Source organism: Micromonospora sp. CB01531, from assembly GCF_001905095.1.
GTDB lineage: Bacteria > Actinomycetota > Actinomycetes > Mycobacteriales > Micromonosporaceae > Micromonospora.
In genome coordinates, this window is sequence record NZ_LWLS01000061.1 from 83,595 (window position 1) to 104,491 (window position 20,897).

Annotated in this window: 18 protein-coding genes; 7 read left to right on the forward strand and 11 right to left on the reverse strand. The window is 73.0% G+C overall.

What is annotated here, in order from left to right:
- Positions 1 to 2: 2 nt before the first annotated feature.
- Positions 3 to 1,037 (reverse strand): 1-acyl-sn-glycerol-3-phosphate acyltransferase, encoded by a 1,035-nt coding sequence (locus tag A6A27_RS12140; protein ID WP_073834691.1) that lies wholly within the window; start codon positions 1,035 to 1,037, stop codon positions 3 to 5.
- On the reverse strand, positions 1,037 to 1,870 hold the full coding sequence (locus A6A27_RS12145) for a patatin-like phospholipase family protein (protein ID WP_073834692.1): 834 nt from the start codon (positions 1,868 to 1,870) through the stop codon (positions 1,037 to 1,039). Before A6A27_RS12145 ends, A6A27_RS12140 begins: the two co-directional genes overlap by 1 nt.
- Before the next feature lie 176 nt (positions 1,871 to 2,046).
- Here A6A27_RS12145 and A6A27_RS12150 point away from each other — a divergent pair, with 176 nt between their 5' ends.
- A complete protein-coding gene (locus A6A27_RS12150; RefSeq protein ID WP_241825239.1) occupies positions 2,047 to 3,513 on the forward strand; it encodes a serine/threonine-protein kinase in 1,467 nt (488 codons plus the stop codon).
- A 55-nt stretch (positions 3,514 to 3,568) separates the two neighbouring features.
- Here A6A27_RS12150 and A6A27_RS12155 read toward each other — a convergent pair whose 3' ends face one another.
- From A6A27_RS12155 to A6A27_RS12195, 9 genes are all read right to left on the reverse strand, one after another.
- Entirely contained in the window at positions 3,569 to 4,681 is a 1,113-nt protein-coding gene (locus A6A27_RS12155; protein ID WP_073834693.1) for a glycosyltransferase family 4 protein, read from the reverse strand.
- 70 nt (positions 4,682 to 4,751) lie between these two features.
- Complete coding sequence (locus A6A27_RS12160; protein ID WP_073834694.1) at positions 4,752 to 5,423, reverse strand: BON domain-containing protein; 672 nt, start codon at positions 5,421 to 5,423, stop codon at positions 4,752 to 4,754.
- A 162-nt stretch (positions 5,424 to 5,585) separates the two neighbouring features.
- Positions 5,586 to 7,265: a trypsin-like peptidase domain-containing protein gene (locus tag A6A27_RS12165; protein WP_073834695.1), complete on the reverse strand. Its 1,680-nt coding sequence runs from the start codon at positions 7,263 to 7,265 to the stop codon at positions 5,586 to 5,588.
- Between the two features lie 62 nt (positions 7,266 to 7,327).
- Positions 7,328 to 8,884 (reverse strand): HAMP domain-containing sensor histidine kinase, encoded by a 1,557-nt coding sequence (locus tag A6A27_RS12170; RefSeq protein ID WP_073834696.1) that lies wholly within the window; start codon positions 8,882 to 8,884, stop codon positions 7,328 to 7,330.
- The gene (locus tag A6A27_RS12175; RefSeq protein ID WP_073834697.1) at positions 8,881 to 9,582 is read right to left on the reverse strand and encodes a response regulator transcription factor; all 702 of its coding nucleotides are present in this window, start codon (positions 9,580 to 9,582) and stop codon (positions 8,881 to 8,883) included. The genes A6A27_RS12170 and A6A27_RS12175 overlap by 4 nt, the downstream gene beginning before the upstream one ends.
- A gap of 84 nt (positions 9,583 to 9,666) precedes the next feature.
- Positions 9,667 to 10,284 (reverse strand): PadR family transcriptional regulator, encoded by a 618-nt coding sequence (locus A6A27_RS12180; RefSeq protein WP_073834698.1) that lies wholly within the window; start codon positions 10,282 to 10,284, stop codon positions 9,667 to 9,669.
- Positions 10,281 to 11,117 carry a DUF4097 family beta strand repeat-containing protein gene (locus A6A27_RS12185; protein WP_073834699.1) on the reverse strand — a complete coding sequence of 279 codons (837 nt, stop codon included), beginning with the start codon at positions 11,115 to 11,117 and terminating at the stop codon, positions 10,281 to 10,283. Before A6A27_RS12185 ends, A6A27_RS12180 begins: the two co-directional genes overlap by 4 nt.
- Before the next feature lie 101 nt (positions 11,118 to 11,218).
- Positions 11,219 to 12,226: a lysophospholipid acyltransferase family protein gene (locus A6A27_RS12190; RefSeq protein ID WP_143193980.1), complete on the reverse strand. Its 1,008-nt coding sequence runs from the start codon at positions 12,224 to 12,226 to the stop codon at positions 11,219 to 11,221.
- A complete protein-coding gene (locus A6A27_RS12195; RefSeq protein ID WP_073834700.1) occupies positions 12,223 to 13,002 on the reverse strand; it encodes a GNAT family N-acetyltransferase in 780 nt (259 codons plus the stop codon). Before A6A27_RS12195 ends, A6A27_RS12190 begins: the two co-directional genes overlap by 4 nt.
- A gap of 252 nt (positions 13,003 to 13,254) precedes the next feature.
- On the opposite strand from A6A27_RS12195, the gene A6A27_RS12200 reads away from it, so the two are divergent.
- From A6A27_RS12200 to A6A27_RS12225, 6 genes are all read left to right on the forward strand, one after another.
- A complete protein-coding gene (locus A6A27_RS12200) occupies positions 13,255 to 13,911 on the forward strand; it encodes a hypothetical protein (protein WP_073834701.1) in 657 nt (218 codons plus the stop codon).
- A 159-nt stretch (positions 13,912 to 14,070) separates the two neighbouring features.
- Positions 14,071 to 15,009: an ABC transporter ATP-binding protein gene (locus A6A27_RS12205; RefSeq protein ID WP_073834702.1), complete on the forward strand. Its 939-nt coding sequence runs from the start codon at positions 14,071 to 14,073 to the stop codon at positions 15,007 to 15,009.
- On the forward strand, positions 15,006 to 15,818 hold the full coding sequence (locus A6A27_RS12210; protein ID WP_073834703.1) for an ABC transporter permease: 813 nt from the start codon (positions 15,006 to 15,008) through the stop codon (positions 15,816 to 15,818). Before A6A27_RS12205 ends, A6A27_RS12210 begins: the two co-directional genes overlap by 4 nt.
- 257 nt (positions 15,819 to 16,075) lie before the next feature.
- Entirely contained in the window at positions 16,076 to 19,810 is a 3,735-nt protein-coding gene (locus A6A27_RS12215) for a multifunctional oxoglutarate decarboxylase/oxoglutarate dehydrogenase thiamine pyrophosphate-binding subunit/dihydrolipoyllysine-residue succinyltransferase subunit (RefSeq protein ID WP_073834704.1), read from the forward strand.
- A gap of 90 nt (positions 19,811 to 19,900) precedes the next feature.
- Entirely contained in the window at positions 19,901 to 20,080 is a 180-nt protein-coding gene (locus A6A27_RS12220) for a DUF6104 family protein (RefSeq protein WP_073834705.1), read from the forward strand.
- 101 nt (positions 20,081 to 20,181) lie between these two features.
- Positions 20,182 to 20,889 carry a hypothetical protein gene (locus A6A27_RS12225; protein WP_073834706.1) on the forward strand — a complete coding sequence of 236 codons (708 nt, stop codon included), beginning with the start codon at positions 20,182 to 20,184 and terminating at the stop codon, positions 20,887 to 20,889.
- Positions 20,890 to 20,897: the final 8 nt, after the last annotated feature.

The window sequence follows — 20,897 nt, forward strand, 5'->3', positions numbered from 1 at the left end:
CGTCACCGAGGGTTTGCTGGGCCCGCCACCCCGTCCCGGTTGGCCGCGATCCACCGGTCGATCCGCGACCACCAGTCGAAGAGCCAGTCGATGCGTTCCTGCCGCCCCACCGGGATGTCCTCCGGCGGCACCGACCAGAACCGCATCACGATCCGCTTGTCCATCGGCAGTTCCCGCCACACGTCGGTCACGGTGAGCATCCGGTCCAGCCCGGTGTGCGCGACGAAGACGACCCCGGCGTCCGGGGCGGCGTCCAGGGCGGCGAGCAGCCCGCCCGGCTGCGGGGCGAGCACGTGCTGCATCCGTTCGGCGCGCGACGCCATCCGGTCCAGTCCGAGCGCCCGCAGCCGGGAGATGGCCCGCAGCCGCCGGCTCGGGGTGAAGTTGCCGCCCTCCGGGAAGATCACGAACGCGTCGTCGTCGTCCAGGTCGGTGGCGAGGTGGCCGATCTGCTCAAGCATCGTCTCCCGGCCGTCCGCCCCGGGCGCGATGAACCGGTTGGGCAACCGGTTGAGCAGGACGTCGATCGCCGGGTCCCACTGGAGGGCCGCCTTGAGCACGATCCGGGGCTCCCGGTGGAACCAGTTCACCAGCGCGTGGATCAGAATGAACGAGTCGCCGGGCCCGGCGTGCCGGCAGAGCACCAGCTCGGGGCGGCCGGGCAGGGCGGTGTCCGGGTCGGCGCCGACCACGTCGATACGCAACCGCAGCGCCCAGCGGGCCTGCCAGAACAGCACCCGCAGGAAGTGGCCGGCGAGCAGGTAGTGCGCCCGCTGGAAGGCCGGCGAGCGCTTGCGCGCCCCGAAGCCGGCGGCCACCCAGAGCACGAACAGGGCGAGCAGCGCGGCCGCGTCCCAGACCAGGTAGACGGTGACGATCCAGAGCAGCCGCAGCGGTCGCAGCCGCCCCGGCACCAGCGGCGAGGCGGCCAGCGCCAGCAACGCCCAGGCCGGCAGCGTCGTCAGCACCGCGACCGCGAGCAGCACCACGCCGGGGGCCAGCAGCAACCGGCGTACCCACCGCGGGGGCAGCGGCATCAGCGCTCCAGTCGGGTGTCCAGGTAGCGACGGGAGGCGGTGTACGCGCGGCTGATCCGCCGCCCCACCGCCGCCATGTCCCGGTACGCCCACGGGGTGTCGTCGCGCGGCTCCAGCCCGCCGGTGGGCAGCACGTGCACCTCCACCCCTTCGGGCAGCGCCGCCATCTCGCGGGCGAACCGGTGCCGGCGGGCGATCTCGAAGGCCACCTGAGCGATCTCCCAGGGCCGGCGGGGCGGGGTGAGCGCCCGCTCGATCCGACCCACCTGGAGCACGAAGATCTGCTTCGCGCCGAGGGCGACCGCCTCCCCGACCGGGATGGAGTTCACCACCCCGCCGTCGATGTAGTGCTGGCCGTCGATCTCCTTCGGTGGCAGCAGCCCAGGCACCGAGGCGGAGGCGAGCACCGCCGGCACCACCGGCCCGCTGTGGAACCAGTGCTCGGCGGCCCGCTCGATGTTCGCCGCGCAGCAGCGGAAGGGGACCTTGAGGTCGGCGAAGGTGGTGTCCTCGCCGAGTTCGCTCTCCAGCAGCCGGCGCAACGGCCGGGGTGAGTGCAGGTGCCTACGGGCGGCGAAGCGGCGCAGTTGCCGGGCGACGGAGTCTCCGTACACCTCGCTGGCCTCGGGCGAGGCCCAGAGTCGGACCAGCCGGTCGGTGACGGCCTCGCTCGGGTCGGCGGCGACCAGGGCGCCGTTGACCGCGCCGATCGAGGTGCCGAGCACCAGGTCGGGCCGGATCCGGGCCCGGAACAGCGCGCGCAGCATGCCGACCTCGACCGCGCCGAGCACTCCGCCACCGCCGAGCACGAACGCCACCGGACCCCCTGCCATGGCGTTCATCCTGGCACGAGGCGGAAGGGCGGCCGGCCGGAGCCGCCTCGCGTGACCCGCGCGGTCACCCGGCGTGAGAAGGGCCGCGCGCCGCGCGACCCGGGACCGGACAGCCGTTGACACGCCGGGCACATTCCCGCAACCTGATAGCGCTCCCAAGCCTAGGCAGGTGCGAGGTGAAGGCGTCACTGCACGCCGGCACGATGCTGGCCCGCAGGTATCGGCTCATCGACCAGATCGGGGCCGGTGGCATGTCGGTGATCTGGCGGGCCCGGGACGAGGTGCTCGACCGGATCGTCGCGGTGAAGGTGCTCGCCCCGGCGCTCGCGGCCGACGCCCGGTTCCGGGGCCTGGTCCGCGAGGAGGCCCGGTCCGCCGCCCAGCTCGTGCACCCGCACGTCACCGCCGTGCACGACTACGGCGAGACGGTGGCACCCGACGGCACCATCACCTCGTTCGTGGTGATGGAGCTGCTCGGCGGCGAGGGGCTGGAGCACCGGCTCACCGCGGGGCCGCTGCCCTGGGCGGAGGCGGTAGAGGTCGGCGCCCAGGTGGCCGAGGCGCTGGCGGCGGCGCACCGGCTCGGCATCGTCCACCGGGACATCACCCCGGCGAACGTGATGCTGACCCAGGTCGGCGCGAAGGTGCTCGACTTCGGCATCGCCACCCGGGTCGGCGCGCCGGACGAGGACGAGGACGGCGGCACCTTCGGCACCCCCGCGTACGTGGCGCCGGAGCGGCTGGACGGCGCCCCGGCCCAACCGGCCACCGACGTCTACTCGCTGGGCGTGCTGCTCTTCGAGACGCTGAGCGGCCAGGTGCCGTACCCGGCGGACACCTGGGAGCAGCTCGGCGCGGCGCTGGCCGAGGGCGGCCCGTCGGCGCTGGACGTACCCGGTCTGCCGCCCCCGGTCGCGGAGATCTGCCTGCGGTGCCTGGCCCGCGCCCCACGGCGGCGGCCCACCGCGCACCAGGTGGCGGCCGCGCTACGGGACCAGCTCCGGCCCGCTGGCCCGCAGGCCGCCACCGTGCTTGCCTCGGCCATGGCGCTCCCCACCCCGGCGCAGCCGCAGCCCAACCCGGCCCCCGCCGGCCGGCCGGGTGCGAACGCCAGCGACCCGGCCGGGCCCCGCCGGGCGGTCGACCGCCGCCGGTCGAGGAGGCTCCTGGCGGCTGGCGGGATGGTGGTCGGCGGTGCCGCGCTGCTGGTGCCCGCCCTGGTCCCGGACCGGGAACCCATGCCCCGGGTACTGCCGACGGCCGGGCCGGTGGTGCCCTCGGCGGCGCCGTCGACCCGCGGCACGGCGGACGCTCCAGCACCCCCGAGCCCGACCCGGCCGGCCCCCGCGACCAGCACCGTGCCCGTGCTGCCACCGGTCGGTGGCCTGGTCGACGTCGCGGGCCGGGTGGACGGGCTGATCGAGGCCGGGCTGGTGGCCGGCCAGATCCGCGACGACGTCGGCGTCGACCTGCGCAACCTGCTGCGCAACGCCACCGCCACCAGCGGCGAGGGCGCATTGACCGCCGCGGTGGACTGGCTCCGTGCGAAGATCGGCGAGCGTCAGCGCGAGGGCAGCATCAGCCCTGGGTACGCCCGCCAGCTCGACGCCGCCGCGGCGGAGTTGGTCGCGGCCCGCACCTGACGGCGAGCCCGCCGGCCGGGGCGGGTGCGGCGGCCGCTCGCCGCCGACCGACCGGTCATCCCGCGGCGACCCGAGCCGTCTCCGGCTGGCCGGTCCGCACGGCGGCGGCGATGAACCGGCGGTACACCGACTCGTAGCCGAGCGCCATCCGCTCCGCCGAGAAGTTCTCCGCGACGTGCGCCACGCAGTTGGTCGGGTCCAGCAGGATCGAGTCGCGCAGCGCCGCCGGCAGCTCGTCGGCGTGTTCGCAGAGCAGCCCCGTCAGCCCGGGCCGGACCAGTTCCGGCACCGCGCCCCGGCGCAGCGCCACCACCGGCGTACCGGTCGCCATCGCCTCCAGCATGGCCATGCCGAACGGCTCCTCCCACTGGATCGGCATGATCAGGCAGCGGGCGTCCAGCAGCAGTTGCAGGGTGGCCTCCCGGTCGGCGTTCAGCACCAGACTGACGTCGTCGTCCAGCAGCGGCTCCACCACCTGCTCGAAGTAGCGGCGTTCGGCCGGCTCGTTGCACTTGCCGGCCAGGGTGAGCGGCAGCCCGGCCGCCCGGCAGGCGCGAATCGCCACGTCGGGCCCCTTGTCCGGGCTGAACCGGGCCAGCCACAGCACCGGCCCCTCGCCCGGGGTCCGCTTGCGCGGGAAGTCCCGCAGCGGCATCGCGTTGTGCACCGTGCCCACCCAGGGCAGCCCCGGGTTCGCCCGACGCTGCGCGTGCGAGATTGCCACCAGGCCCACCCCCTCGTCGACGATGCCGAGCATGGTGCCGAACTCCCCCACCGGGTTGCCGTGCACGGTGGCCACGGTGGGCACCGACCGCCGGCCGGCGACCAGCGGGCCGATCGTGGTGTGGTCGTGGACGACGTCGAAGCCGGCCGGGTCCACCAGGCGGTTGACCTGAGCGAGGTGGGCCAGTTCGGGCAGCGACTCGCCCAGCCGGTCGTACTGGAGGTCGTCGCAGGTGGAGACGAACTCGGCGGCGGTGCCGTGGTCCCGGCCGGCGCCGAAGACGGTGACCCGGTGCCCCTGGTCGACCAGACCGTTCACCAGCCCGGTCACCACCTGCTCCACGCCGCCGTAGCCGGGCGGCGGCAGCGACAGCCACGGCGGCACCACCATCGCGATCCGCAACGGCCGCCCCCGGGCCAGGTCCGGCTGATGATTCACGGCCACGAGTCCTCCCGATGGTCCCTGGCATCCGTGATCGGCGTCGCTTTCCCACCCCGATCGGCGGCAAACGGGCTCAGGCGGCCACCACGATCCGGTCGTGCACCTCGCGTACGCCGGGCATGGTCCAGGCCGCGCGTTCCGCCTCCTCCCGCTGCCACCAGGAGCGGACCACCCCGTCGAGCACCACGGTGTCCCCGGTGACCCCGACCCTGATCCGTGCCGTGCCGGTCCGTCGGAGCAGCACCCGTTGCAGGTCCCGCCGGTTCTGCTCGTCGCTGGACGGGGCCGGCGGACGGACCTCGATCAGGTTGGTGACCCCGCGTACGCCGCGCAGCCGGCGCAGTTCCCGCTCGGCGGTACGCCGCTGGAAGCCGTACTCCACCTCGCCGCGGAGCATGACCCAGCCGTTGGCGACGGTCACGTCCAGCCGGTCGGCGGGGACGAAGCTGTCCCACTCCAGCGCCCGGCTGGCCGCGATGGCGATGTCGGCGTCGGTACGCTCCTCCGCGGCGGGCAGCCGTACCTCGAGGTCGCTGGCGACCGCCCGGACCCCGCGTACCCGGTGCGCGCAGCGCTCCGCCGCCCAGCGCCGGGCGTAGCTGTCTACCTGGCCGGTGAGCGTCACCACCCCGTCGGCGACGGTCACGCCGATCTCGGTCGGCTGGGTCTGCGCGTCCCAGTCCAGCTCCGCGAGCACGTCCCGCTGGATCTCCTGGTCGGTACGGACGGCGGTCGTGGTCGTCATGACGTCCCCTCCCGTGCGGTTTGCCGTGCGTCGAGGGTGCCGCCGGACGGGGTGAGCCCGGCTCACCCGGGGCGGGTGAGCGCAGGAAAATGGGCGGCGGGTGACGGAGCCAACCCCCTTGACTCCGGCACCCGCCGCCCACGGAGGAGGCAGGTCTGTTGGTTAGGACGACTCGGCGAGCGTCACGGTTGCGTTCTGCGTCGAACCGTTGCGCTTGAACTCCACCTGGACGCGGTCGCCGACCTTGCCCGCCTGGACGGCGCCGACCAGGTCGTTCGAGTCGTTGATCGCCTTGTCGCCGAACTTGGTGATCACGTCACCCCGCTGGATCCCGGCCTTCTCGGCCGCGCTGCCCGGGGTGACCGAGGCGACCATGGCGCCACCGGCCTCGGCGGCGTTCACGCTGACGCCGAGCGACGGGTGGCTGACCTTCTCACCGCGCTGGAGCTTCTCGGCGACGTCCTTGGCCTTGTTGCTCGGGATGGCGAAGCCGACACCGATGTTGCCGTTGCTGCCCTGCCCGGCGGTGGCGATGGCGGTGTTGATGCCGATCACCTCACCCCGGGTGTTGACCAGCGCGCCGCCGGAGTTGCCCGGGTTGATCGGGGCGTCGGTCTGCAGCAGGCCGGAGATCGAGCTGGCGCCCTGCCGCGGGTCCATCTGCTGGCCGCCCTCGCCGGCCTGGATGGTGCGGTCGCGGGCGCTCAGGATGCCGGCGGTCACCGAACCCTGGAGGCCGAGGGGGCTGCCCAGGGCGAGCACCTGGTCACCGACCTGCATGGCGTCGCTGTCGCCGAACTTGGCCGCCTTCAGGTCGCTGACCCCGCTGGCCTTGACCACCGCGAGGTCGGTCTTCGGGTCGGTGCCGACGATCTTCGCCTGCGCGTTCTTGCCGTCGGCGAAGACCACCTTCACCGTGTCGCCACTGGCGGAGGCGACCACGTGGTTGTTGGTCAGCACGTACCCGTCGGCGCTGAGGATCACCCCGGAGCCCTCACCGCTGCCCGTCATGATCGTGACGATGCTGTCCTGGACGGAGGCCGCGATCTTCGGCAGGTCGGCGCTGTTGATCACGGGCGCGGCCGAGTAGGTACGGGTGATGGTGTTCCCGTCGTTCAGGGCGAGCGCGAGCGCCCCACCGGCCACCCCGGAGCCGAGCATCAGCGCCAGGCCCAGGGCGGCGGCACCGATGAACTTCCCGGCCCGGCTCGGCCGCGGCGCCGGCTGGGGCGCGCCCCACGGCAGGCCCGGCTGACCGGCCTGGTGCGGCTGCGCACCCGGGTACGGCTGGTGCGCCTGGCCGGCCTGATGCGGCTGCGCGCCCAGGTACGGCTGGTGCTGCTGGTACGGCGGGACCGGCCCGCCGGCGTGCGGGGAGTAGTGCGGCCCGGCCCAGCCGCCCTGCTGCTGCCCGGCGGCCCACGGGCTGGGCTGCTGCGGCTGCCCGGAGGTGGGGTACGACGGCGCCGACACCGGCGCGTACGGGCTGGCCGGCGGGGCCGGTGGGTCGGTGCGACCGAGGTCGGCGGCCGGCGCGTCAAAACGACCAGCGTCGGCTGCCGGTGCGTCGAAACGACCGGCGTCGACGGTCGGCACGCCGGGGCGACCAGCGTCGGCGGCCGGTGCGTCGGAGCGACCGGCGTCGGCGTCGGCGTCGGCGTCGGCGTCGGCGTCGGCCAGGGTTCCGGCGGCCGGGGAGTCGGCCGGAACCGGCGCGGCGGCCGGGGTGACGGTGGAGTCCGGGTGCCCACTCTCGGCGCGGGGCAGCTCGGCGGTGGGGTGCGACGGCTCGGCGTCGGCGGGAGCCGGCGACCGCTGCGGATCGGTCTCGTGGTCGGTCATGGATCCACCTTCCCCCCTGGCACTGCGACCAGCCTGGAACGTGCCTGAATGTTCTCTGAAAGTCACTCGCCGGACTCGGGTGACTGCGGCAGCAGCGGCAACTTCACCCGGAAGGTGGCCCCGCCGCCCGGCGTCTCGGCCACCTCGACCATGCCGTGGTGCGCCGCCACCAGCGCGGCGACGATGGCCAGCCCGAGCCCGGTGCTGATCGGCCCGCCGGCCCGGCGGGTCCGCGCCGCGTCCACCCGGTAGAACCGCTCGAACACCCGCTCGGCCTGCTCCGGGGTGAGCCCCGGACCGGTGTCCGCCACCTCCACCACGGCCAGGTTGCCCGGCTCGACGCGCAGCCGCAGCGTCACCGAGGCGTCCGTCGGGGTGTGGGTGAGCGCATTGGTCATCAGGTTGCCGATCACCTGCCGCAGCCGGGCGTCGTCGCCCAGCACCACGAGCGGACCGGCGCCGGGCTCGATCTCCAGCTCGATCCGGCGCTCCGGGTCCACCGCCCGGGCCGCCTGCACCGCGTCGGAGGCCAGCACCGGCAGCTCGACCGGGGCGAGGGCGATCGGCCGCTCCCGGTCCATCCGGGCGAGCAGCAGCAGGTCCTCCACCAGCAGCCCCATCCGGGCCGCCTCGTCCTCGATCCGGCGCAGCAGGCCGGCCGTCTCCTCGGGCTGGCGGGCCGCGCCCTGCCGGTACAGCTCGGCGAAGCCCCGGATCGTGGTCAGCGGGGTACGCAGCTCGTGCGAGGCGTCCGCGATGAACTGCCGCATCCGCTCCTCGGAGCGGCGGGCCCGCGCCTCGGACGCCTGCGCCGCCGCGGCGGCGTCCCGGGCGCTGACCTCGGCACTGCGCGCCGCCGCCTCGGACGCGGCCCGGGCCGTGAAGGCGGCCTCGATCTGGGCGAGCATCGCGTTCAGCGCCCGGGAGAGCCGGCCCAGCTCCGAGGTCGGGCAGGCCCGACCCTCCTCCGGGTCGGGCACCCGTCGGGTCAGGTCACCGCCGGCGATGGCCGCCGCGGTCCGCTCGATCTCCACGAGCGGTTTGAGACTGGTACGCACGATCGCCGCACCCACCGACGCCAAAATGATCAGCACCGATCCACCGACCAGCAGGTCGATCCAGATCAGCTGCTTGACGGCCATGTCCACGTCGGTGATGTGCTGCCCGACCGCAATGTAGTGCTCGTCATCGACCTTTTTGATCACTACCCGCCAGCGCAGGTGCTTATCGGCCGCATCGGTGGTGAAGGCACCCTTACCGGCGTGCTCCTGGTACCAGGGGAACTGGTTGAGCGAGCCAGGCAGGTCGTCCTCGGAGAGCCTCTTGTCCCAGAAGACGTTGGCTTTGCCGCTGGTCAGGCTGGCGAAGGCCGCCATATAGTCGCTGGGCAGAGTGTTGTCCTGGGCCGTTTCGCTGGACAGCGGCACCTGCTCGACCCGGTTCAGGTACGTGTTCAGCTCGTCATCGACCCGACTCACCAGGTAGCTCTGCAGGAAGAAGGCGGTAAGCGCGCTGATCACGACCAGAGCCACGGCGACCAGCGCCAGCACCGAGGCGACCAGCTTCACCCGCAGCGGGATGGTGCGCAGCCACCTCTTCGCGTCGTGGACGAGGCTCACGCCGCCGGCTTACGCAGCACGTAGCCGACGCCCCGGAGGGTGTGGATGAGCCGGGGCTCAGTGTTGTCGACCTTGCGCCGCAGGTAGGAGATGTAGGACTCGACGATGTTGTCGTCGCCCCGGAAGTCGTAGTTCCAGACGTGGTCGAGGATCTGCGCCTTGGAGAGCACCCGGTTGGCGTTGAGCATCAGGTAGCGCAGCAGCTTGAACTCGGTCGGCGAGAGCTGCACCCGCTGGCCGGCCCGGTGCACCTCGTGGGTCTCCTCGTCCAGCTCCAGGTCGGCGAAGGTGAGCCGGGAGGGGGCCTGCTCGCCCGTGGCGGTACGCCGCAGCACGGCCCGGATCCGGGCGGTCAACTCCTCCAGGCTGAACGGCTTGGTGACGTAGTCGTCGCCGCCCAGCGTCAGCCCCCGGATCTTGTCGTCGGTCGCGTCCCGCGCGGTCAGGAAGACCACCGGGGTACGCGTGCCGCCCTCACGGAGCATCCGGATCACCTCGAAGCCGTCCAGGTCGGGCAGCATCACGTCGAGCACGACCAGGTCGGGCCGGTGGTCCTTGGCGGCGTTCAGCGCAGCGCTGCCGCTGGTCGCGGTGGCGACGTCGAAGCCCGCGAAGCGCAGGCTCGCGGAGAGCAGTTCGAGGATGTTGGGATCATCCTCGACGACCAGCAGTCGGGCCTCGGTCTGGGTAGCCACCATGGCCCCCATCATCCGCGCTCTGCCTGCGGCGGCGCTGGGTGGATGCTGGAAACAACCTGTGAGCCGACCGGCCCCGGTGACGGCTCAGCGGAGCAGCCGGCGCAGCCCGTCCAGCGCGCCGTCGAGCAGCCGGATCGCCGTCCGCAGCTGGGTGTCGGTGAGCCGCCCGGCGCGGACCAGCGTGCCGACCTCGACGGTGAACTCGGCCAGCCGCTGGTCGAACTCGGCGAGCAGCGGCGACTCGCCGGGCGCGCGCGGGCCACCGTCGGCGGCGGGCCGGGTGGGTGGCGGCTCCCAGTGCGTACGCCGGGTCTGCCGGGCCGCCTCGCGCAGCTCCCGCTTGAGGTCGCGCACCGAGCCGCGCACCTCGGTGCGGATCTCGCCGGCCAGGGCGGAGAGGTCCTCGACGGAGGCGGTGATGTCCGACTCCAGGGTGGCCAGCTCGTCGGCGCGCTGCCGCAGCTCGGCGCGACCCGTCTCGGTGATCTCGTACACCTTCCGGCCGCCCGCGGCGGTGTGGGTGACCAGCCCTTCGACCTCCAGCCGTTGCAGGCGGGGGTAGATAGTGCCGGCGCTGGGCGCGTAGAGGCCGAGGAAGCGGTCCTCCAGCAGGCGGATCAGCTCGTAGCCGTGCTTCGGGCCCTCGTCGAGGAGCTTGAGCAGGTAGAGCCGGAGCCGCCCGTGACTGAACACGGCGGTCACGGCAGCTCCTCCAGGTCGTCGGCGTCCTCGACGGGCCGGGCGAGCAGCGCGATGCTGCCGGAGGTCGCGGACGCCCAGAGCTTACCGCCGCCCGTGCCCAGCACCCCGTGGCTGTCCTTCATCGCGCCGAGCCCCCCGCGACCGCGCACCTGCGGGAAGCCACTGGTGATCCGGCCGGAGACGGTGTGCAGGTCGACGGTGAGGTCGCTGTCCTCCCGAACCCGGACGGTGATGCTGCCGGAGATGGCGCTGAGCCGGATCTCACTGCCCCGGGGGTTGTCCAGGTCGCAGGTGATCGAGCCGGAGACGGTGTGCGCGTGCACCCGGCCGGGCGCGCTCTCGGCGAGGATCACCTCGCCGGAGACCGTCTCCAGGGAGACGTCGCCGGCGACGCCGAGCGCCTCCACCGGCCCGGAGGTGACCTTGGCGGTGGTCCGGCCACGCAGCCCCATCAGGGTGATCTGGCCGGAGGTGACGTCGACCTGGGTGTCCCGGCGCAGGCCGGAGGCGACCAGCGAGCCGTCCACCAGCCGCAGGTCGGCCAGCACGTCGGCCGGTACGGCGACGGAGACCTCGGCCCGGAACCGGCGGCCGAGCTGGCCGAGCCACCAGAGGAACCCGGGCCAACGCGGGTGTCGCTCGTGCCCGACGAACAGGCGACCGTCGCGGTGCTCCACGATGACCGGCCGACGGCTGACCCGGGTGACGTCGATCCGGGCCGGGCCGTCGGTGGCGACCACGTTGAGCCGGCCGGTGACCAGCCGTACGTCGAGCCGGGTGACCGGCCCGTCCAGGGTGAGCCGCTGCGGGCTGTCGACCGTCCAGCTGGCCATGACGTCCTCCCCTCAATGACGTGCCGACCCACGGCACGTCGAGTGACAGGAGGAGCATAACGCGATACATCGCGACTGAACAAGATAGTGTCGCGACTGCGTCAGGCGGCCCGGTCCAGCGCCACCTCCCGGGTGTCGAGCCCCGCAGCGGCCGCCGCCGCTGCCGTCCCGGCCGGGGCGACGAGACCGGGTCTGGCCGGCACCGCGAGACCGCGGCCGGACGGCAGCGCCACCGCTCCGACGGGCACCGGCAGGAGGCCACCCAACGGGGCGGGCCGGCCGAGGGCCACCGGCCGGGCCGGCGTCAGGTGGACCACCGACTCGGCGGCGCGGGCCAGCAGCCGCCGGTCCGCGTCCTGGGCCGGGTGCAACGCGGTGGCCACCACCACCGACACGGTCAGGTCCCGGGCGGCGAGCACCCGGCGCACCGATGCCCAGAGCGTCTCCTCGCCGAGGAACGCGGCCAGGGTGGTCGGGTCGCCGGCGTACCGGTAGTCGATGCGGAGCGGGACGATCGGTGCGCCGGCGTCCACGGCGGCCTGGAACATGGCCGGCCGGAACCCGCCGCGTGGCCGGCAGTCGGCGGCCTCGCCGCACCAGGTCGTGCCCTCTGGGAAGACCGCCACCGGAGTCCCGGTGCGCAGCGCGGCGGCCACCCGGCCGACGGTGGCGGGCAGGTCGCGCGGTCGCGACCGGTCCACGAAGACCGTGCCGGCCGCGGCGGCCAGCGGGCCCACCACCGGCCAGTCCCGGACTTCCCGCTTGGCGAGCATCCCGGCCGGGGCGACCGCGAGCACCGCGAGGATGTCCAGCCAGGAGACGTGGTTGGCGACCAACAGAGCGGGTCGGCGCGGCGCCCGGCCGCGGACCACCAGCCGCACGCCGAGGGCGCGCAGCGTCCCCCGGGCCCAGCCGCGCAGCGCGGCCTGCCGGTCCCGGGCGGGCAGCACCGGCAGCAGCACGGCCACCCCGACCCCGGCCAGGAGCATCCCGACCACGCCGAACAGCCGGGCCACCCGGCGCGGGCGCGACACGGTGGACCCGGTGGCGGCGGGCAGGCACCACGACCCGCAGCCCGAGGTCGGCCGCCACAGCTCCGCGGCGGTCACGAGGTCCCCTCGCCCAGGAAGTGGCGCAGGTAGCGGGGGTTCATCCGGTCCAGCGAGAGCAGTACGTAGAAGTCGGCGCAGTCGAAGTCCGGGTCGTACGCCGGCTCGCCGCAGATCCAGGCGCCGAGCCGCAGGTATCCGCGGAGCAGCGGCGGGACCAGCGCGTGGCGCTCGGCCGACGACAGGGTGGCCGGGTCGACGGCGGCCGGCGCCTCGGCGAACCACGGACGGCGGGGCGCGACCCGCAGCGGCGGCGGGGCGAGGTGGCGGGCGGTGGCCTGGGCCCAGACCTCGGCGACCGCCGTACCGCCGTCGGCCACCGGCACCGAGGCGCAGCCGCCGAGCCAGCGCGACCCGCGCAAATGCAGGTAGCGGGCGATGCCGGCCCACATCAGATTGAGCACGGCGCCGGAGCGGTGGTCCGGGTGCACGCAGGAGCGGCCCGCCTCGACCAGGTCGTCCCGGAGCGGGGCGAGCGCGGCCAGGTCGAACTCGCCCTCGGCGTACCGGCGGTCCGTGCGGCCGGGCGGCAGCAGGCGGTACGTGCCGATCACCTCGTCGGTGCCCTCCCGCAGCACGACCAGGTGGTCGCAGTGGGCGTCGTACTCGTCGGTGTCGAGTCCGGCGGCCCCCGGCCCCAGGGTCGCGCCGAGTTCGGTGGCGAACACCTCGTGACGGAGGCGTTGGGCGGCCGCGACCAGCGCCGGGTCGTCGGCGATCAGCAGGGTGTATCCGCTGGTCGTGAGGGGTGCGCCAGCGGCGTGCAGAACAGCCATGGCTACCTGTGTAAGGGGCCCGGGTTGCCACCCCCGGGGACGAAGGGTGTCGATCCGGTGAACGCCAGCCCACCGCCTGCCACCAGCCGTACCGATCATGGCGTTGGCCGCACGTTTCGTCCGGTTCGTGACCGCCAACCTCATGATCGACGGGATGGGCGGTGGCCCGGGTGGGGCGGCGTGGGAGGCTGCCGGGGCGGGGTTGGCGAGGGGGCCCGCGGGCGGGGCCGGGGGCAGGGTTGGAGGAGTTGCATGATCATCGAGTCCCGCTTCCACGGGCCGGCCGGTTCGGGCAACGGCGGCTGGAGTGCCGGGGTCTTCGCGGCGGCGGTCGACGACCGGGGGCCGGTGGAGGTCACCCTGCGCAAGCCACCTCCGCTGGAGACCCCGCTGACCGCAGTGGACGGCGCGGTACGCGCCCCGGACGGCCAGGTGATCGCGCAGGTACGCCGGGTCGAGGAGTTCACCGCCGTGGTCCCGCCGGTGGACCGGCCGACCGCGGCGGCCGCCGCGAAGGCGTACCCGGGGTTGGTGGAGCACCCCTTCCCCGGCTGCTACGTCTGCGGCCCGGAGAACCCGGACGGGCTCCGGATCTTCCCCGGCCGGTTGCCGGACGGCCGGACCGCGGCGCCGTTCCGGGCCCCGGCCGAGGTCGTGCCCGCGACGGTCTGGGCGGCGCTGGACTGCCCCGGCGGCTGGGCGGTGATCGCGCCCGGCCGCCCGTACGTCCTGGGGCGGATCGCGGCGGTGGTCGCGGCGCTGCCGCGTCCCGGCGACGAATGCGTGGTGACCGGCGCCATGGTCGGCGGGGAGGGCCGCAAGGCCGAGGTCCACTCCAGCCTCTACGGCCCGGACGGCACCCTGCTCGGGTACGCCCGCGCCACCTGGATCGCCCTACCACCGGCCTGACTCCTCCCTGGGGATGATCGCCTCCTGCCCCCGAGGGAGGAGGCCGTACGCATCGCGCCTGATTGACCGGCTTGCACGGGCTTGCCAGGCTGTCCCACGGCGCCCCCGCAACGGCGTCCCCACCGGCGCGCCCGCGCGCCGTGCCAGGAGAGGAGAACGATGTCCGACGGGCAGTGGAGCCCCAGCACCGGGACCGGCCAGATCGTGGTGTCCGGACTGACGAAGCAGTACAAGAACGTCCGGGCGGTCGACAATCTGTCCTTCACCGTCGAGCCGGGGCGGGTGACCGGCTTCCTGGGCCCGAACGGCGCCGGCAAGACGACCACCCTGCGCATGCTGCTCAACCTGGTCACGCCGACCGCCGGCGGGGCCACCATCGGCGGCCACCGGTACGCCGACCTGGCCGACCCGCTGCGCTCGGTCGGCGCGGTGCTGGAGGCGTCCAGCGCGCACAAGGGCCGCACCGGGATCAACCACCTGCGGGTGATCTGCGCGGCGGCCGGCCTGCCCCGACACCGGGCCGACGAGGCGCTCGCGCTGGTCGGGCTCACCCCGGCGGCGAAGCGCAAGTTCAAGGGCTACTCGCTGGGCATGAAGCAGCGGCTCGGGATCGCCGCCGCGATGCTCGGCAACCCGCAGGTGCTGATCCTCGACGAGCCGGCCAACGGCCTCGACCCGGAGGGGATCCGCTGGATGCGCGGCTTCCTCAAGGGGCTGGCCGCCGAGGGCCGGACCGTGCTGGTCTCCAGCCACCTGCTCTCCGAGATGCAGCTGCTCGCCGACGACGTGGTGATCATCGCGGCCGGCAAGCTGGTCCGGCAGGGGCCGGTGGATCAGGTGATCGGCTCGATGACGCACGGCGCGCGGGTGCGGGTACGCACCCCGCAGGCCGAGGAGCTGACCGCGGCGCTGCGCGAGCAGTCGGCCACGGTGGACGCCGACGGCCAGGGCGCGTTGCTGGTCACCGGGGTGGACGCGCCGACCGTGGGCCGGGTGGCCCTGGCCGCCAAGGTGGAGCTGCACGAGCTGACCACCGAGCGCCCCGACCTGGAGGGGGTCTTCCTCGAACTGACGGCCGGAAAGGCGGAGATCCGATGAACCTGGTCCGATCCGAGCTGCTCAAGATCCGTACGACCAGCACCTGGTGGTTGCTGGCGATCGGGGCCTTCCTCGCCACCGCGGTGGCCTTCGCGGTGAACGCCTGGCTCGCGCACACCACGCTGAGCGGCCGGGGCGAGGAGATCGGGGTCACCGGCGAACAGGCGACCGCAGCGGCGCAGGCGGCGAACGTCTACACCTCCGGGCAGTACCTCGGGCTGCTCTTCGTGATGCTCATCGGCATCCTGATGGTCACCAACGAGTTCTTCCACCAGACGGCGACCACCACGTTCCTCACCACGCCACGGCGCACCTCGGTGATCCTCGCCAAGCTCGGCGCGGCATCGCTGCTCGGCTTCGGCTTCTGGCTGGCCACCACGGTGCTCGACCTGCTCGCCGGGGCGGCCTTCCTGTCCCTGGACGGCCACGGCACCCAGCTCGGCGAGTGGGACGTGCAGCGCGCCCTGCTGCTCAACCTGCTGGCGTACGCGATCTGGACCAGCCTCGGGGTGGGCATCGGGACGCTGATCCCCAACCAGCTCGGCGCGGTGATCACCGCGGCGGTGCTCTACCTGGTCGGCACCCAGATCGTGCAACTGCTCTTCTTCCTGGTCTCCAACTGGCTCGACAACGAGGCCGTGATCAAGTGGCAGGTCGTCTGGCCGGCCGTCGCCTCCCAGGTGATGATCAGCGGGGAACCCAGCCAGTTCACTCCGGCGTGGTGGGTGGGTGCCCTGGTGCTGGTCGGCTACGCCCTGGTCAGCGGGGTCAGCGGGGTCCTGATCACCCGACGGCGGGACATCGCCTGAGGCGGGTCCGGGAACGGCCCCGGTGGGTGACCAGGCGTCACCGACCGGGGCCGTTCGTCGCATAGCAGGAGCCGGCGGGACACACAGCGTTTGTCAAACTTCTGGCATCTTCTGTGAAACGGACCACCAGCCGGAGGCGAGAATGCCTGCGCCATTCGTACGGCGTAGCCTTGACCCGTCTTCCGTGCGCCGGCCATTCGGGCACGGAGGACACCGCGTGACATAACGAACCCGCGTGAAAGAGGCGATCAGCGGCCGTGTCGACCCAGCAGACTTCGCAGGAGAACCCACTGGCGGGTTTCGGCCCGAACGAGTGGATCGTCGAGGAGATGTACCAGCGCTACCTCTCCGACCCCTCGAGCGTGGACTCGGCCTGGCACGACTTCTTCGCCGACTACAAGCCGGCCCCCGGTGCCGCCACTCCGCGCCCCGACGGCCAGGCCAAGCCGGCCGCGACGCCGGAGCCCGCCGAGCAGCAGGAGGCGGTGGCCACCGTGGCCCAGCGGCCGGCCGCCGAGCGGGCCGCCGCGAAGCCGGCCGCCGCGGCCAAGGCCGCCCCGGCCCCCGCCAAGCCTGCCGCCGCGCCGGCCGCCAAGGCCGCCCCGGCCAAGCCGGCCGCCAAGGCCCCGACCGCAACCGCCGCCGGCACCACCCCGCTGCGCGGGGTGGCCGCCAAGATCGTGCAGAACATGGACGCCTCGCTGTCCGTGCCGACCGCGACCAGCGTGCGCGCGGTCCCGGCGAAGCTGCTGGTCGACAACCGCATCGTGATCAACAACCACCTGGCCCGCGGCCGCGGCGGCAAGGTGAGCTTCACCCACCTGATCGGGTACGCGCTGGTCCGGGCGCTGATCGAGCACCCGGAGATGAACAACTCCTACGCCGAGGTCGACGGCAAGCCGGCGATGGTCCGCCCGGAGCACGTCAACCTCGGCATCGCCATCGACCTGACCAAGCCGGACGGCTCCCGCAACCTGGTGGTGCCCTCCATCAAGGCCTGCGAGCAGATGGACTTCCGCCAGTTCTGGCAGGCGTACGAGGACGTGGTCCGGCGCGCCCGCCGCAACGAGCTGACCATGGAGGACTACTCGGGCACGACCATCTCGCTGACCAACCCGGGCGGCATCGGCACGGTCCACTCGATCCCGCGCCTGATGCAGGGGCAGAGCGCCATCATCGGCGTCGGCGCCATGGAATACCCGGCGCCCTACCAGGGCATGAGCGAGGCGACCCTGGCCGAGCTGGCGGTCAGCAAGATCATCACGCTGACCAGCACCTACGACCACCGGATCATCCAGGGCGCCCAGTCCGGCGAGTTCCTCAAGGTGATGCACGAGCTGCTGCTCGGCGAGCACGGCTTCTACGACGAGATCTTCACCTCGCTGCGCATCCCGTACGAGCCGGTGCGCTGGGTGCGGGACGTGGCCGTCGACAGCGAGGGCCAGATCAACAAGACCGCGCGGGTGCACGAGCTGATCCACGCGTACCGGGTCCGAGGCCACCTGATGGCCGACACCGACCCGCTGGAGTTCAAGATCCGCAAGCACCCGGACCTGGACGTCCTCCAGCACGGGCTGACCCTGTGGGACCTCGACCGGGTGTTCCCGGTCAACGGGTTCGCCGGCAAGCAGCGGATGAAGCTGCGCTCGATCCTCGGCGTGCTGCGCGACTCGTACTGCCGCCGGGTCGGCATCGAGTACATGCACATCCAGGACCCGGAGGAGCGGCGCTGGCTCCAGGAGCGGGTCGAGCGCAAGTACGAGAAGCCGACCCCGGACGAGCAGAAGCACGTGCTCAACCGGCTCAACGCGGCCGAGGCGTTCGAGACCTTCCTGCAGACCAAGTACGTCGGCCAGAAGCGCTTCTCGCTGGAGGGCGGCGAGTCGCTGATCCCGCTCCTCGGCGAGGTGCTGGAGTGCTCCGCCGAGGCCGGGCTGGACGAGGTCGTCATCGGCATGGCCCACCGCGGCCGGCTCAACGTGCTGGCCAACATCGTCGGCAAGCCATACGAGAAGATCTTCTCCGAGTTCGAGGGGCACCTCGACCCGCGCTCCACCCAGGGCTCGGGCGACGTGAAGTACCACCTCGGCCAGAACGGCAAGTTCACCACCCCGGACGGCGGGCACGCGGTCAAGGTCTCGGTGGTGGCGAACCCGTCGCACCTGGAGGCCGTGGACCCGGTGCTGGAGGGCATCGTCCGGGCCAAGCAGGACCGGATAGACCTCAAGCTGGAGGGCTACACTGTGCTGCCGCTGGCGGTGCACGGTGACGCCGCGTTCGCCGGTCAGGGCGTGGTCGCCGAGACGCTGAACCTGTCCCAGCTGCGCGGCTACCGCACCGGCGGCACCGTGCACGTGGTGGTGAACAACCAGGTCGGCTTCACCACCGCCCCGGAATACAGCCGGTCCAGCCTCTACAGCACCGATGTGGCCCGGATGATCCAGGCGCCGATCTTCCACGTCAACGGCGACGACCCCGAGGCCGTCGTCCGGGTGGCCCGGCTCGCCTTCGAGTACCGCCAGGCGTTCAACAAGGACGTCGTGATCGACATGGTCTGCTACCGCCGGCGCGGGCACAACGAGGGCGACGACCCGTCGATGTCCAACCCGCAGATGTACCAGATCATCGACTCGAAGCGGTCGGTCCGGAAGCTCTACACCGAGGAGCTCATCGGGCGGGGTGACATCACCGTGGAGGACGCGGAGGAGCTGCTGCGCGACTACCAGGCGCAGCTGGAGCGGGTCTTCAAGGCCACCCGGGACGCCGCCACCACGCCGCGCCAGCTCAGCCGGCCGCCCCGGCTGGTGGAGCCGGAGCCGCAGGTCGGGACCGCGACCGACGCGGCCGTCGTCAAGGCGATCGGCGAGGCGCACGTCAACCTGCCGGAGGGCTTCACCCCGCACAAGCGGATCCAGCAGCTGCTGGACCGGCGGGCCCGGATGGCGGTCGAGGGCGGCATCGACTGGGGCTTCGGCGAGATCATCGCGTTCGGCTCGCTGCTGCACGACGCGGTCACCGTCCGGCTCGCCGGGCAGGACTCGCGTCGCGGCACCTTCGTCCAGCGGCACGCCTCGATCGTCGACTCGAAGACCGGCGACGACTACCTGCCGCTGAAGTCGCTCACCGGCGACGGCGAGCGGTCCCGGTTCTTCGTGCACGACTCGCTGCTGTCCGAGTACGCCGCGATGGGCTTCGAGTACGGCTACTCGGTGGAGAACGTCAACGCGCTGGTCTGCTGGGAGGCCCAGTTCGGTGACTTCGTCAACGGCGCCCAGTCGGTGATCGACGAGTTCATCTCCTCCGGCGAGGTGAAGTGGGGCCAGCGCTCCGCGGTGACCCTGCTGCTGCCGCACGGCCACGAGGGCCAGGGCCCGGACCACACCTCCGGCCGCCCGGAGCGGTTCCTCCAGCTCTGCGCCGAGGACAACATGCGGGTGGCCATCCCGAGCACCCCGGCGAGCTACTTCCACCTGCTGCGCCGTCAGGCCCTCTCGCCGAAGCGGAAGCCGCTCGTGGTGTTCACGCCGAAGTCGCTGCTGCGGCACAAGCTCTGCGTGTCGCCGGTGGAGGACTTCACCACGGGCACCTTCCAGCCGGTCCTGCGGGACACCGCCGGCCCGGCGCCGGAGCAGGTGAAGCGGGTGCTGCTCTGCTCGGGCAAGGTCTACTACGACCTGTTCCAGGCCCGGCAGGAGCGGGGCGTCTCGGACACCGCGATCATCCGGATGGAGCAGCTCTACCCGCTGCCGGTCGAGGAGATCCGGGCCGCGCTGGCGCAGTACCCGAACGCCGAGGACTTCGCCTGGGTCCAGGAGGAGCCGGCCAACCAGGGCGCTTGGTCGTTCGTCGCGCTCAACCTGCTGGAGCACCTGGACGGCGTCCGGCTGCGCCGCATCTCCCGCCCGGCCGCCGCCGCCCCGGCGGTCGGCTCGGCGAAGATGCACGAGGTGGAGCAAGGCGCGCTGATCGAGGCGGCCCTCCCCCGCCCGTGACCTGACCGCACCGCCAGCACCGGGGCAGCGACCGTACGACGGCCGCTGCCCCGGTCGCGTGGCGACCCCTTTCTGCTGAGAGGACTGATCATGTACTTCACCGACCGCGGCATCGAGGAACTAGTCGAGCGCCGGAGCGACGAGCAGGTCAGCATGGAGTGGCTGGGCGAACGGCTGCGCGACTTCGTCGACCTGAACCCGGAGTTCGAGACCCCGATCGAGCGCTTCGCCACCTGGCTGGCCCGGCTGGACGACGAGGACGAGGACTGACCGTGACGCATTGACGGCGGGCCGTTCCCTGGCGTCCACTGGAGAGCAGCGCCCAGGGTCCGCCGAGGACCCACGCCCCGCCCGAAGCCAGGGAGGCGGAGATGGATCCCGAACTCCGCAAGCCGCCGCAGGACGCCGTGACCGTACGCCACCTGCGTCTCGGCATCGGCTCCGTCGGCATCGCACTGCCGGTCGTGCTGGTGGTCGGTCACCTGATCGTGGCCCGCCGGCTCACCCTGCTCGACTCGCTCAGCGCCTACTACCACACCGAGATGCGCGACGTCTTCGTCGGCTCGTTGTGCGCCGTCGGGGTGTTCCTGATCGCCTACCGGTACCGCCGGCCCGACGACGCGCTGGGCAGTGTCGCCGGGGTCCTGGCGATCGCGGTGGCGCTCTTTCCCACCACCGTGGGCGCGCCGGCCGGCACCACCAGCCACAGCGATCGAACGTTCGGCGTGGTGCACCAGATCGCCGCCGCAGGGCTCTTTCTGCTCCTCGCGGTCTTCTGTCTCTTCCTGTTCACCCGCCCGGACCGGGTCGGGGTGCCGCCGCGCCCGACGGCCGTCCGGTTCTACCGCGTCTGCGGCGGGCTCATCCTGCTGGCGATCACGTTCGCGCTGGCGAGCACCCGACTGCCCGCGGACCTGCGGCACACGCTCAAGCCGGTGCTGTGGTGCGAGACGGTCGCCGTGTTCGCCTTCGGGGCCGCCTGGGTGGCGAAGAGCGACGCGCTGTTCCTGGCCGCGGAGTCCATCGACGAGAGCGACGTGCGCCAGGACCCCCGGCCGGCCGCGCCAACCTCGTCCTGAGCGGGAAG